General features: G+C 60.1%; 9 protein-coding genes. 6 read left to right on the top strand and 3 right to left on the bottom strand.

What is annotated here, in order from left to right; translation table 11 throughout:
* Positions 1–2 precede the first annotated feature (2 nt).
* Positions 3–1,211 (top strand): ribonucleotide-diphosphate reductase subunit beta, encoded by a 1,209-nt coding sequence (locus CLR77_RS04615; protein WP_097459381.1) that lies wholly within the window; start codon positions 3–5, stop codon positions 1,209–1,211.
* 114 nt (positions 1,212–1,325) lie between these two features.
* Positions 1,326–1,817 (top strand): arsinothricin resistance N-acetyltransferase ArsN1 family B, encoded by a 492-nt coding sequence (locus CLR77_RS04610; protein ID WP_097459380.1) that lies wholly within the window; start codon positions 1,326–1,328, stop codon positions 1,815–1,817.
* Between the two features lie 18 nt (positions 1,818–1,835).
* On the opposite strand, the gene CLR77_RS04605 is transcribed toward CLR77_RS04610, so the two are convergent.
* Positions 1,836–3,902 (bottom strand): methyl-accepting chemotaxis protein, encoded by a 2,067-nt coding sequence (locus tag CLR77_RS04605; protein ID WP_097459379.1) that lies wholly within the window; start codon positions 3,900–3,902, stop codon positions 1,836–1,838.
* 221 nt (positions 3,903–4,123) lie between these two features.
* Positions 4,124–4,819 (bottom strand): crotonase/enoyl-CoA hydratase family protein, encoded by a 696-nt coding sequence (locus tag CLR77_RS04600; RefSeq protein ID WP_097459378.1) that lies wholly within the window; start codon positions 4,817–4,819, stop codon positions 4,124–4,126.
* A 240-nt stretch (positions 4,820–5,059) separates the two neighbouring features.
* On the opposite strand from CLR77_RS04600, the gene CLR77_RS04595 reads away from it, so the two are divergent.
* From CLR77_RS04595 to CLR77_RS04585, 3 genes are all read left to right on the top strand, one after another.
* Complete coding sequence (locus CLR77_RS04595; protein WP_097459377.1) at positions 5,060–6,298, top strand: DUF917 domain-containing protein; 1,239 nt, start codon at positions 5,060–5,062, stop codon at positions 6,296–6,298.
* A 5-nt stretch (positions 6,299–6,303) separates the two neighbouring features.
* Positions 6,304–8,919, top strand: a complete 2,616-nt coding sequence (locus tag CLR77_RS04590) for a sensor domain-containing protein (protein ID WP_097459376.1) — start codon at positions 6,304–6,306, stop codon at positions 8,917–8,919.
* Between the two features lie 172 nt (positions 8,920–9,091).
* Entirely contained in the window at positions 9,092–10,513 is a 1,422-nt protein-coding gene (locus CLR77_RS04585) for a phospholipase D family protein (protein WP_097459375.1), read from the top strand.
* On the opposite strand, the gene CLR77_RS04580 is transcribed toward CLR77_RS04585, so the two are convergent.
* Complete coding sequence (locus tag CLR77_RS04580; RefSeq protein ID WP_097459374.1) at positions 10,472–11,581, bottom strand: GGDEF domain-containing protein; 1,110 nt, start codon at positions 11,579–11,581, stop codon at positions 10,472–10,474. The two genes, CLR77_RS04585 and CLR77_RS04580, sit on opposite strands and share 42 nt — an antisense overlap.
* Positions 11,582–11,935: 354 nt before the next feature.
* On the opposite strand from CLR77_RS04580, the gene CLR77_RS04575 reads away from it, so the two are divergent.
* Positions 11,936–13,609 carry an alpha/beta fold hydrolase gene (locus tag CLR77_RS04575; RefSeq protein WP_198962656.1) on the top strand — a complete coding sequence of 558 codons (1,674 nt, stop codon included), beginning with the start codon at positions 11,936–11,938 and terminating at the stop codon, positions 13,607–13,609.
* Positions 13,610–13,634 lie beyond the last annotated feature (25 nt).

Here is a 13,634-nt window from a genome sequence, read left to right as displayed (position 1 = left end):
TCATGTCACTACTTTCCTGGAACGAGTATTCCGAAGAAACGGCGGGTGTTGCGGCGGCGATACCCGCGCCTGAGATGGAGCCCAAACCGGTTACCGAGAAGGCACCGGCCAGTCATGAGTCGTTACTGGACGCCGCCCGCGCTTCGTTGCGACAGCTCGAGGTGGCGCCCGGCCTGGAAGAACTGGACATGAACGCCGGGCGGGTACAGGTCGACGACAAGCGGATGATCAACTGCCGTGCCGACCTCAATCAGCTGGTGCCCTTCAAGTACGACTGGGCCTGGCAGAAGTACCTGGATGCCTGTGCCAACCATTGGATGCCGCAGGAAGTGAATATGGCCGCCGACGTGGCGCTCTGGCGTTCGCCGGATGGGTTGAGCGAGGACGAGCGGCGTATCGTCAAGCGCAGCCTGGGATTTTTCTCCTCGGCGGATTCCCTGGTGGCGAATAACCTGGTGCTGGCCATCTATCGCCTGATCACCAATCCCGAGTGCCGCCAGTACCTGTTGCGCCAAGCCTTCGAGGAGGCCATTCATACCCATGCCTACCAGTATTGTGTGGAGTCCCTGGGGATGGACGAGGGGGAAATCTTCAACATGTACCGTGAAGTTCCCTCGGTGGCGCGTAAGGCGGCCTGGGGGTTGAAATATACCCAGTCGCTGGGCAGCCCGAACTTCCAGACCGGTACCCTGGAAGCCGACCAGGAGCTACTGCGCAACCTGATCGCCTTCTACTGTGTACTGGAAGGGATTTTCTTCTACTGTGGTTTTGCCCAGATCCTCTCCATGGGACGGCGCAACAAGATGACCGGGGTGTCCGAGCAGTTCCAGTACATCCTGCGTGACGAATCCATGCACCTGAATTTCGGGATCGATGTGATCAACCAGATCAAGCAGGAAAACCCCCAGCTCTGGACGCTGGATTTCCAGGCTGAGGCGACCCGGATGCTGCTGGAGGGGACTGAGCTGGAGATCGCCTATGCGCGGGATACGATGCCTCAGGGGGTATTGGGCATGAACGCGGAGATGATGACTCAGTACCTTCACTACATCGGCAATCGTCGCCTGAACCAGATCGGTTTGCCGTCGCAGTTCAAGGGCGCGGAAAACCCCTTCCCCTGGATGGCGGAAATCATGGACCTGAAGAAGGAGAAGAACTTCTTCGAGACGCGGGTGATCGATTACCAGACCGGCGGTTCGTTGCGCTGGTAAGGTCCTGCGCTGGAAAATCAGCCGGTCGAACGGGGACATGCCGTCGACCGGCTTGCCTGCCGGTAGCGTCATGGTAGGCTGGCAGCACCGATTTGAACCCTTTCAGGCGAAACCATGACTCCAACCCTGCGCGAGGCCGCCCCCGATGACGCGGCGGCGATCTGCGAGCTGTATAACCCCTATGTTCTCAATACGGCGATCACCTTCGAAGTGGAGCCTGTGACGCCGGAGGAGATGGCCCAACGGATTGCCTCCGTCACAACGACGCTGCCCTGGCTGGTCTGCTATGAGGGCCGGCAATTGCTGGGATATGCCTATGCGACGCCCTGGCGTCCGCGTGCCGCCTACCGCCATTCCGTCGAAAGCAGTATCTATCTGGCCGAGGGGGCGTCGGGGCGCGGTTTGGGGACGCGACTGTATGGCGCGCTTTTCGATGCACTGCGCCAGCGGCCCGTCCATGCGGTATTCGGTGGTATCACCTTACCGAACGCGGGCAGTGTGGCCCTTCACGAAAAAATGGGGTTTCGCAAAGTCGGCCACCTGCAGGAAGTGGGCTGGAAGTTCGATCGTTGGATCGACGTCGGATACTGGCAACTGTTGCTCTGATCCGTCCGGTAGCGGGCCCTAAGAACCGCTGATACGGAAGCTGCCGACCAGCTCGGTCAGTGTCTCCATTTGCCGCCGGATGTCGCCAGCGGTTGAGACGGTCGTACGGGCGACTTCCGTGGTCTGTTCCGCCGCATGCGTGATGCTGTTGATGTTGCGATCGATTTCATCGGCGACGCTGGCCTGTTCCTCGGCAGCCGTGGCAATCTGGGTGTTCATGTCCGTGATCTGCTCGGCGGTGGAAACGATGCGGCCCAGCGCTTCCCCGGCACGTTGCGTCTGCTCGACGCAGGCGCCGCTCATGCCCTGACCCCTGCTCATGGCCTCCACGGCGCGTGAAGATTGCGTCTGCAGGCGCTCAATGATGTCCTGGATGGCCTGGGTCGACTCCTGTGTGCGCCGTGCCAGGGTGCGAACTTCACCGGCGACCACCGCGAAACCGCGTCCGTGATCTCCGGCACGGGCGGCCTCGATGGCGGCATTGAGGGCGAGCAGGTTGGTCTGCTCGGAGATATCGTTGATCACCTTGAGAACCTGGCCGATATCCTTGCTGTCGTTTTCCAACTGGCGAATCGTCTCGTCGGCGGCTCGGACCTGTTCCGCCAGGGCGCGGATGCTTTTGATGGTTTCATCGACGACCGACTGGCCGCTGCGGGCTTCCGTCGCCGCGTTGTCGGCCTGAGTGGCGGCTTCGGCGGTATTGCGGGCAACCTCCTGAACGGTGGCGGACATCTGGTTCATGGCGGTGGCCACCTGGTGGGTGGCATCCTGTTGCTCCTGCACGCCGCGTTCCGTTTGTTCTGACGCGCTGGCGACCTGATCCGTGCCGGAGGCCACTTCCGTCGCCGCCTTTCTGACCGCTGCGATGATGCCTTCGAAGCGTTCCAGCATGGCATTGAACGCCTGTCCGAGCCGGCTGATCTCGTCACTCCCTTCTGCCTGCAGGCGCAGGCTGAGATCCCGTTCCGACTCGACGGCGGCGATACCCCTTTCGGCATGGCCCACGCGGCCGGAGATGCGGACCGTGACCAGGATGGTCAACAGGGCCAGGATGACACCGACGCCGATTTCGCTGGCGACCAGGACGAACAGGCGGGTGTTGGTTCTGCTGGAGCTTTGCGCATCGAATTGGGCCGAGGCCTGGGCGGCCTGATTGAGGGTATCGAGCAGACCGATGGCCTTATCGGAACGCTGCACCCAGACATCCTTTTCTACCGGATAGTTCCCGGAACCTGCGCCATCCAGCATGCTGTCGCTCAGCTTCCTGTAGCTGCCCATAACCACGGTCTGTACGGCTTTCCAGGCGGAGTCGAACTGGCTGGCCAGTTGCGTGTTGCTCGACGAGTTCAGCAGGGCTGGTCCCAGGTGCCCAATGGTGTCCAGTTGCCGGGCAATATCGTCCGCGTACTGGGCGACCTTGGACTTTTCATCACTCTCCAGCGGCAGGTGTTGGGCGGCGGCGTTGGCCAGGATATCCCGGCTCCGCTCGGTATATTCCGTGGCGAGCCAGATGGATTGCTGCAACTGGGTATTGTTGTAGATGACGCGCTGTCGGTAGTTGGTGGGGGAGAAGGCGGCTGTACGGAGGTTTGACGTCGTCGTAATCAGGTTTGTGATGGTCCCTTTCCAGTCCCAGGGCTTTTCCCTGACCTTGCCCGGTGCCGACTGGTTGACCCTGTCGCGCGCGGCGTTAAGGGTTTTCAGGTCTTGTAATATGCGGTCATGGGCTGCATCGAGATAGTCGTTTTGGGGGAGGTCTGTAACCAGCGCGAGCGCTTTCTGCAGCGCTTCATCCCCAGCTTGGCGTTGCTGTTTGACCCTGGCCAGCAGGGACGGATTGGCCTGACCGGCCATGATGCCCCAGAGGTAGCTTTCGGTGAGGCCCCGCTCGCTGGCTTCGGCTCTGGCCGCAGCCAGCGCCCATCGCGTGAGTTGGTTGGCGGTTTCCAGCTCGGAGGCCTGATTCATCTGCGGCAGCAGAACGCGGAAAACCAGCAGTGTCAGTGAGCCGACCAGCATCAGTGATATCACCAAGACCGGGGCGATCAGCTTTACACGAATGGAAAGCCGTTCGAACAGCAACATGATGTATGCCCCCTACATAGGTGTTGCCACTGTGTTGGTGGTTCGTTGTGTCAGCAGTGGTCATTTTTAACAGGTCTGACATTCAGCGTAGGGTATTCGGTGTGGTAGCGGTATAACAGTAAGGTCTAAGGACTTGATCAATGTGATCTATCGCGTCTCGGCCGGGAGTGATATGCGGGGAATGACGTCCGCCGCAGGACGCGGCGGACCGGGCCGGGCGATTAACGCAGGCCGAGATGGGCGGCATCCTTTTCGATGGCGTCTTTCAGGCTGGCCAGGAATCCGGCGCGGGCCTTGAGCTTGGTTTGATGATGGGCCTTCATATCCAGTTCGACCAGCCGGGCAGCCTCGGCATGGGCACTGTCGAGCAGGGCGTCGGCCGGCGCCAGGCGGTCGAGGAAGCCAGCGCTGACAGCCGCCTGCGGATCGAACATTTCGGCATTGATCACCGCGCGCTGGAAGGCGGCTGGCTGCAGACGGTTGCGTGCAAGCTCGATGCCGGAGTGATGCATGGTCATGCCGATGGCCACTTCGTTGAGGCCGATCTTGAAGGGGCCTTCGACCCCCAGACGCAGATCGCTGGACAGGAGCAGGAAGGCCCCTTTGGCAATAGCGTGGCCGGAGCAGGCGGCGATCACCGGCGTCGGGAAGGACAGCAGCCGCAGCGACAGGGATGAGCCCACTTCCACCAGGGCGCCGGCGGCTTCCGGGCTTCGAGTCATCTCCTTGAGGTCGTAGCCGGCCGAGAAAATGCCGGGTTGGCCGGTGAGGATGACGACAGCATGGTCGCTTTCCGCTTGATCCAGCGCCGCATTGAGCTCAGCGAACACCTCGTGCGATAGCGCGTTGACCTTGCCGTTGTTGAGAGTAATGGTTGCCACTGCGTCACGCCGCGTGTAGGTGACCAGATCGCTCATGATGCTATGCCTTCTGTCGGGGGTGAGGCGCTATTGTTCCACACTTTGCCGTTTGTCGGAAAAGCCGCTCTTGTCACCGATGTGTCGGTGAGGTGGACATAATTTTACGTTTTTCCACCATTTGCCTCTGGATGTTCTGTATCCAACGACTATATTTCTGGAGATCATCTGTCTGAATGGGTCAACCTGGCAAACGGGCTTAAGGTTTGTTTGCGACGACGCATTGCCAAAGGAGAGGTCATGGCATTCACCATTGACAAGGAAACGATGCATACGATTGTGGCGGGCGCTTGTGTGCTGGCGTCTGGAGGCGGTGGCTCCTATCAGGTCGCGCAGAAAATCATCGAAGAAGGCGTGCTCGACCAGGATCACGTAAAAGTGGTCGACCTGGATGAGATTGCCAAAGAGCCCGGAGCTTGGCTCGCGGCGTCTGCCAATATGGGCGCCCCGGATGCCTTGTTCAAAACCACCAATCCCCGCGCACCGACGCATGCCTATCAGGCGATGGAGCAGCAGCTCCTTCAGCTGAAGGCCTTTAACCCCCGTTTTGCAGGTTTCCCGGAAAGCGGCTTTTCCTGGGTCCTGCCCATCGAAGTGGGCGCCATCAACAGCGCTTCGCCGCTGACCGTGGCAGCACAGTTGGGACGCAGCCGTCCCGGGTTTGCCGTTGTCGATGCCGACGGGGCCGGGCGCTCGATTCCGACGCTGAGCCTGACGGTCTTTGCGGCTAACGGGATGCCGGTCTCCCCTGCCGTCGTGGCCAGTGAAAGCCTGAATCCCTCTGAACAGGATCTGGCGGCAATCCGCTACAACAGCGGCACCATCTGGGTCGACGATGAAGTGGCGGCGGAAGACGCGATTGTCGGTTTGGTGATGTCCTCGCCGTTCGGTGGTATTGCGGGCATGAGCATGTATCCCTTTATGGCGGGTGATTTGTTGACGCGCACGCCGCCCGTGCCGGGAACCCTGAGCCTTGCCTTGCGGATCGGTCGCCTGCTGGAAAGCCTGACGGGGCGGGAGCGTGCGGAGGCGGTTGCCGACTGCATTCGTCAGGAGGGGCGGGCCAGCGCGGTGATCTGGCACGGGCGCGTGACCAAGGTCGTGCAGAGTGAAGGCGGGGTCGACGTGGGGCGCATCGAGCTGGATGATGCCAGTGGTTCCGGGGTTACCTTCACTATCTACAACGAAAATGAAAACGTTTACGCCATGCGCAGCGACAGTGCGGTGCCGGTGGTTCTCGGGCCGGATTCGATTTCCTATGTCACGGCCGGCCGGGATCCACTGGCCATCGACAACAGTGATATGAATCGTCTTTATCGGGAGCACCCGGACACCCGCCTGGAGTTGTTCGTGCTGGCGATACAGGCCGCTCCGGAGATGCGCAATCCCGTCATTATCGAGAACTTCGCCTCGGTAAATCGTTCCCTGGGATACGGTGGCGCCTATCACCCCTGGCCACCCTTATCGGTTCAGGAATAGTGCCCATGCCGCGTCGTGCTTTGCGATGGGCTCTTGGCTCCATCGGTGTGTTGCTGGTCGCGGCAGCTGTTTGGGGGTCGCTGAAGACACCGCAGCTGCACTCCACCCTGTTTTCTGTGGCCGGAACGGCGTTGATGGCAGGCGCCTTTCTTTCTGCCCAGGGGCGATGGAGGCGGCGTGATGGGATAGCGCCGCCCAAGTTCCGCATGATGGTCGAGCGGGCGGGCGACGGTATTGTCATGCTCGAACAGGGGCGCATTCGTTATGTCAATCCGGCGTTTGCCACCTTGTTGGGTTATGCGCCCGAAGAATTGCGCGACTCGCACTTCGCCGGTTTATGGGGGGAAGGGACTTCAGGCCCGTTATCGGGTGAAAAGTTGCCGGAGGGCAACTGCGACAGAATGCTTCAGGACAAGGAAGGCAACGTTATACCCGTGCAGATCCGTACCAGTACCGTAGATCTCCGCGGACAGACGTTGACACTGGTCTTCGTGCGAGATAACCGGGAGCAGCGCGCCGTGGCTGAACAGGTCCGTTCGTTGAACGAATACATGGACAGTATTATCGACAATGCGGATATCTGGCTTAACACGCTGGATGATGCCGGTCGTATCGTTATCTGGAACAAGGCCGCTGAGCGCCTCAGCGGCTATCGCCGGGAAGAGGTGATGGGGCGGTCCGATATCTGGGCCAAGCTGTATCCCGACGAAGCCTACCGCAATTACGTCTTTTCCCGCGCGATGGATATCCTCAAACGCGGTTCTGTGGCCCTAGACCTCGTAACAACCATTCGCACCAAGCAGGGTAAGCAGGTCACCCTGAGTTGGAACTCGCGGATGCTGACCCGTCTGGGCCATGAAACGATCGGCTCCATCGCCCTGGCCCGTGACGTGACCCTGGAGCGGCGAGCCGAGGAAGAATTGCGCTTGAACGCCTCTGTCTTCGAAACCGCGGATCCACTGGCGATCACCAGCCCGGAAGGCGTGTTCGTTCGGGTCAACCGCGCCTTCTGCGAGCTGTTCGGTTATGACGCCGACGAAGTGGCGGGGCGCTCGGTACACGACCTGGATCGCGAGGCGGCGTCGGAAAAATCACCTTATGAGCCCGTTTGGCTGCATCTGCGTTCCAACGACCAGTGGTCGGGTGAACTGCTCGAGCATCGGCGGGACGGCTCTGAGTTACCGGTCTTCCTGACCGTGAGCACCGTTCGCGACGAGGACGGCCGCATCACGCACTATGTCAGCCATTGGCAGGACATTTCCGAGCGCAAGGCTTTCGAGGCACAGATTCAGCGTCAGGCCCTTTACGATCCCCTGACCGGACTACCGAACCGGCGACTGGCGCTGACCCGCCTGGAACAGGAGTTGGGGAGGGCGAGGCGTATCAGGGGATTCGGTGCCTTGCTGTTCATTGACCTGGATCGTTTCAAGCAGATCAACGATACCCACGGGCACCGGATAGGGGACAGTCTGCTGACCCAAATAGCCCAGCGCATTCACGATATCCTCCGGGCCGAGGATATGGCTGCCCGCCTGGGAGGTGACGAGTTCGTCGTCCTGCTGGGTGCTGAGCCCGGCACGAGGGACGAGGCGATGGCGAGAGCCATCCGGGTCGGCGAAAAGATTCTCGAGGCCGTACGCCAGTCGGTCTCTGCCGGCGAGTTCGATATTTCCATTTCGGCCAGCGCAGGTCTGGCGCTGTATCCTGAGGATGGGATGGGGGCAGAGCACCTGCTGCAGAAGGCCGATAGCGCCATGTACCATGCCAAGGAAGGAGGACGCGACACGATTCACTTCTTTTCCGATGCTGTGCAGGCAAAAGCGGAATACCGGCGGAGCCTGCACAATGAACTGCGAACGGCATTGCAGGACGATGCGTTGGAGCTGTATTTCCAGCCGCTGGCCGATGATGAGGGGCGTTTGCACTCCCTCGAAGCGCTGGTCCGTTGGCCCCATGTCGAATCCCTGCGCATGCCGGACGAATTCATTGTTGTGGCGGAGCAGACCGGGCTGATCGTTCCTGTGGACAACTGGGTCATCCGGGAGGCCTGCCGCCTGTTGGCGACCTGGTCGAAGGACCCTGCCGTAGCCGACGATTTCAGCCTGATGGTCAATATCAGCGCCCAGTATCTGTTGTTGCCGGACTTTGTCCAGCGTATCGGCATGATCCTAGACGAAACCGGCGCGCCGGCGGATCGCCTGGTGTTCGATATCGACGAAACCACCCTGCACAATGACTATCCCGGGTTGGAGGCGGCCATGTTGAACATCAGTCAGCGAGGCATCCGTTTTGCTGTTGACGATTTCGGTGCCGGATATAGTTCGCTGGCACAGCTCAAGCGCCTGCCGATCACTGCGATCAAGCTCAATGAAAGCTTCGTGGCGGGTATGGATCAGGACGACAACTGTCGGGCGGTGGTCGAGGCCACATACAATATGGCCGCAAGCCTGGGACTCGACGTTGTGGCCAAGGGCGTTGAAACCGCTGAGCAGCTGGCGGCACTGCATGGTCGTCGTTACCGCCTGTTCCAGGGGCACCATATCCGTTCGCCCATGCCAAGCGGCGCCCTTGACAATGTCCTGAAATGGGGGCGGGTCGACGGCGTCGAGATTGCCGGCTGACGACGGCTTTTCTTCGCGCTGCGCAACGGCTATTTCGCCCTTGCGCCTCCTGAATCCCTCACGCCAGAATGAAGGGAAAGCCCCTGCGGGCTTTCCTGTTTGTCGATAACGGATACGGCCGTGCCCGGAATGGCTTGTGAAGCCCGGTCGAGCGCCGTGCAAAGGATGATCGATGCCTCTTCATTGGCTGGCGCCCGGGCTGCTGCTGATAGCGGCGATCCTGCTGGCGCTTTATCAGACACGGAAACCGCTGCCTAAGGGACTCTCTATCGCCACGCCCTTGCGAGCCGCATCCGGCGTCCGTTTCCTGTCCGACGTCACCTATGTCGATGGGGAAGGGCGTCGGGCATGCGATCAGCAACTGTTCGACGAGATTATCCGCATGGTCCGGGGTGCCCGTCGGCGCATCGTCCTCGACATGTTCCTGTTCAATCCCTTCCAGGGCAAATTGCCAGAGCGGCACCGAAGTCTCTGTGACGAACTGACCTCTGTCCTGCTGGAACGCAAGCGGGCGCTACCCGAGCTCGACATCCTGCTCCTGACGGACCCTTTCAATACACTCTACGGCGGCATGAGGGCGCCACACCTCGAATGCCTGGCCGCTGCCGGTGTACAGGTCATAAACACGCGATTGACCCGGTTACGGGACTCGAATCCGCTCTGGTCAGTCTTCTGGCGGATTGCCTGTCGTCCCTTCGGCAACAGCTGCCGGGGAGGTTGGCTGCCCAATCCGGTAGGCCCCGGCAAGGTGACCCTCCGTACCTACCTGGTGTTATTGAACTTTAAGGCGAATCACCGCAAGACCCTGGTGGTCGATGAGGGTGACGGATGGCGTGGATTGGTGACGTCCGCCAATCCGCATGATGCAAGCAGCGCTCATGACAATGTTGGCCTGGTGTTCTCGGGAGCGGCGGCGCATGACCTGTTGAGAACGGAGCTTGCCGTTGCCCGGTTTTCTGGCGCTGCGATGGCCGAAGAGCCGGAGATCCCGCAAGAGCGGGAGGCGAAGGTGGGCCTTCAGGTGTTGACCGAATCTCGTATCCGCGATGCCATGCTGTGTGCGTTGGAGGGCGCGGGGGCCGGTGATGAAGTGCGTCTGATCATGTTTTTCCTGGCGCACCGGGGCCTGGTCCGGGCGCTGAAAGCGGCGGTACGTCGTGGTGTCCGCCTTCGGATATTGCTCGATCCGAATCGTGATGCCTTCGGCCGCGAAAAACGGGGAATCCCAAACCGGCCGGTCGCCCATGAACTGCAGAAGGAAGGCATTCCTGTTCGCTGGGCCGATACACATGGCGAGCAGTGTCATACCAAGCTGCTGCTGGTCACCGGGCCAGAGCGCGATGCGGAATTGATCCTGGGGTCCGCCAATGCCACGCGGCGCAATCTCAATGACTACAACCTGGAAACCGATATCCGCCTCGTTGCACCGGGCGATACCGATGCGATCCGCGATGCCGAGACCCTGTTCGAACGGCAGTGGCACAATACGCCGGGTCAGCATTTCAGCGTGGCCTATGGTGTTTATGCCGAGGCTTCGCGATGGCGTTATGGGTTATATCGATTGCTGGAAGCCAGTGGCTGGTCTGTCTTTTGAATGGCTGGCTGTTGTGGTCGCCTGGCGTGCGCAGATGCAATTACGGCCCTGCGCCTTGGCGTCGTAAAGAAGTGTGTCGGCCACTCTGAGCAGTTCGTCGACGTCCTGAATGCCCTCGATATCGGTCAATCCCGCGCTCAGTGTGACCTGGAGCCGGGCGTCACCATAGGGCACCGTCAACGCTGCCATCTGCTGGCGAATTCGCTGGGCGATCGAGCTGGCGTCGGCCTGAGACGTATCGGGCAGCAGAATCAGAAACTCCTCTCCCCCCCAGCGAGAGACCATGTCGACCTTGCGGCTGGTTTCTCGCAGCACTCGGGCCACCTGTTTCAATGCCAGATCGCCGGCCTCGTGGCCGTAAGTATCGTTAAGCTGTTTAAAGTGATCGATATCGATCAGGAGGATGGAAAAGGGGCGCTTGGAGCGCTGGTAGCGCTCGAATTCCTGCTGTAGCAGATGCGTTGCCTCGCGCCGGTTATACAGCTCCGTCAGGCCGTCGTGCCGTGCGGCGAAGTCCAGGTCACGGAGGACTGCGAGCATACGTTTCTGTACCTTGCGCCGGCTGGTATCGAGCACGTAGCAGAAGACCACTTCGAAGGCGAAACTGAGCAGGAAAAGGGCGCGGAAATCCATGTCGTAGTCATGGCCGATAATCCCCCTCAAGGGCAGCAGGAACAGTGTTACCAGTGCCAGTCCGATGAACGACAGCCAGGCGCCGACCCGCAGGCTGCTGATATAGAAAACCAGGGGCGGAAACGCATAGAGCCAAAGAATGCCCGAGCCCTGTTCGATACCCGACAGGACCAGAAAAACGAACATGGTCCAGACCAGGCCGATAAAGCCCCACTGCAACTGCGGCAGTCGCCGGGTTAGTCGGTAGATCAGGAGATTGGCAATCAGGGCCACCGCCAGTCCGGCCAGAACCGCCGCCACCGTAAAATTCGCTGCCAGGAAGTGTTTGAGGGCGAACAGGCAAAGGAGGACGCAAGCGGCGCAGGATAGCCAGCCGATGAGTTTTTCGACGGACAGTTCGTTGAAGTCCGAGATGTGATGTTGTCTTGTCTGCATCGGGACCTCGTGCCGGGCTGCGCATCCACCTCAGATAGCGCCATACTCCCGGCCGGTTTATTCAGTGTAGCAAGGAGATCTTCCTCTGCTTCCACCCCATCCGCAATGATTGTGACGCTTTGGTGTCCGTTCGCCACGAACGGCCTCTTCTGCCATGAGGGCCTGTTACGGTCTTGCGACAGAACTGAGTTTGCGTGGCGGATCACACTTCATGGCTGATGGCCCGATCATCCCGGTTAAACGGGGCCAGTTTTCCCCGGCATTGCGCCGCTTGGCGTTAGCATGAACGGGTCCAGTCTGATGTTGGATGTTCACTTCGCCCAATAAAAACAAGGAAAGGAGTTGAGGCAAACCATGAATCGACAAACCCTGCGCGCGCATCTGCTGGGGCTGGTGGCGATGATCACGTTTTCCGTGGCTCAGCCCACACTGGCCGCCACGACATCATCGCCGTTGTTCCCCGCACTCTCTTTTGTCGCCGGCCTGCTCAATCAACCGGTGTTTCCCTCCTCGGATGCCTACACCATTCGCAAGGATCTGCGGATCACCGCGGCCGATGGCGTTCAACTGGCTGGTAACGTCTTTATTCCCAATGGAAACGGGGGGCCTTATCCGGCCGTCATCTTCATCAATAGCTGGGGCTTGAATCAGTACGAATACCTGACGGAAGCGGCACAGTTCGCGAGTCAGGGATACGTGGTGCTCAGTTACACCACGCGTGGCTTCGGGCAGTCCGGTGGCTTGATCGACACGGCGGGACCCAAGGATATCAGCGACCTGAGCACGGCCATCGATTGGTTGATTGCCAATACGCCGACGGATCCGGACCGTATCGGTGCGGCCGGGATTTCCTACGGCTCCGGCATCAGCCTGATCGGTGCGGCGAAGGACCCGCGTATCCATGCAGTGGCAGCCCTCAGTAGTTGGGGCAGCCTGAAGCAGTCGCTCTATGGCGAGCAGACGCCGCGTATGGTGTGGGGTGACCTGTTGGTGGTTGCCAGCCAGTTGCTGGGGCATCCCGACCCGATCATTGCGCAATATTATGCGCAGCTGCTGAGCAATGACGACACACCCGATATCGACTCCTGGGCTGCGGAACGTTCGCCGATCAGCTACGTTAACCGGCTCAATGCCAATGGCACAGCGGTCTATCTGTCGAAGAACTGGGGTGACAACCTGTTCCAGCCCAACAGCATCCTCGACATGTATCGGCAGCTGACGGGGCCCAAACACATCGACCTGCAGCCGGGCACCCATGCCAGCACGGAAATCTTCGGCATGTTGGGGGGCGGTGATACTCACATCTGGAATGATGTCCATCGCTGGTTCGACAGTCACCTCAAAGGCATGACGACCGCCATCGACACCGCTCCGCCGGTCCAGATGAAGGTGCCTTTCACCAACAACGGCTACGAAGGTTTTTCAGCCTTCCCGGTCCCTCAGGCCCATACCGACCAATGGTATCTGCACCCGCGCGGCCTGTTTCATCCGGGCTACCTCAAGGATACTCCCTGGCAGGACTGGTTTCCGGTGACCAACAGTATCCATGCGGGCATGGATACGGTAGCCAGTACCGGTATTCCGCTGGGGTCCCAGATCTTCGAAGAGGTCAATCTGCCGACTGTCGCGTCGATGCCGCTGATCGATCCTTCGCACGGTATCTGGTTTGAAACCAATACATTGAGCGACGGCCTCAAGATTCGCGGCACGCCCTCCGTTACGCTGCAGGTGACGCCACAGTCCACCAAGGCGCAGTTGGTGGCCTACCTATACGATATGAACGCATTGGGGATCGGTACCTTGATTACCCATGCGCCGGTGACCCTGCTGAACCAGCAACCGGGTAAGGCGACCACTGTTACGCTGCCGTTGGTGACCACGGCTTATAACCTGCCGGCCGGGGATCACCTGGTTCTGGCCATCGACACGCAGGACTTGCTGTACAAGCAACCGACCAGCGATGCCTACAAGGTCGATTTTCCGTTTACCAATAGCCGGCAGTCCGTGCTCAAGGTACCGGTTCTCTAACGGAACCTGACGCCTGGCGTCTCCC

Source organism: Mangrovitalea sediminis (assembly GCF_002514725.1).
GTDB classification, from domain to species: domain Bacteria; phylum Pseudomonadota; class Gammaproteobacteria; order Pseudomonadales; family Oleiphilaceae; genus Mangrovitalea; species Mangrovitalea sediminis.
The sequence above is the reverse complement of the archived record's forward strand: the minus strand, read 5'-3'. Positions and strand labels throughout refer to the sequence as shown.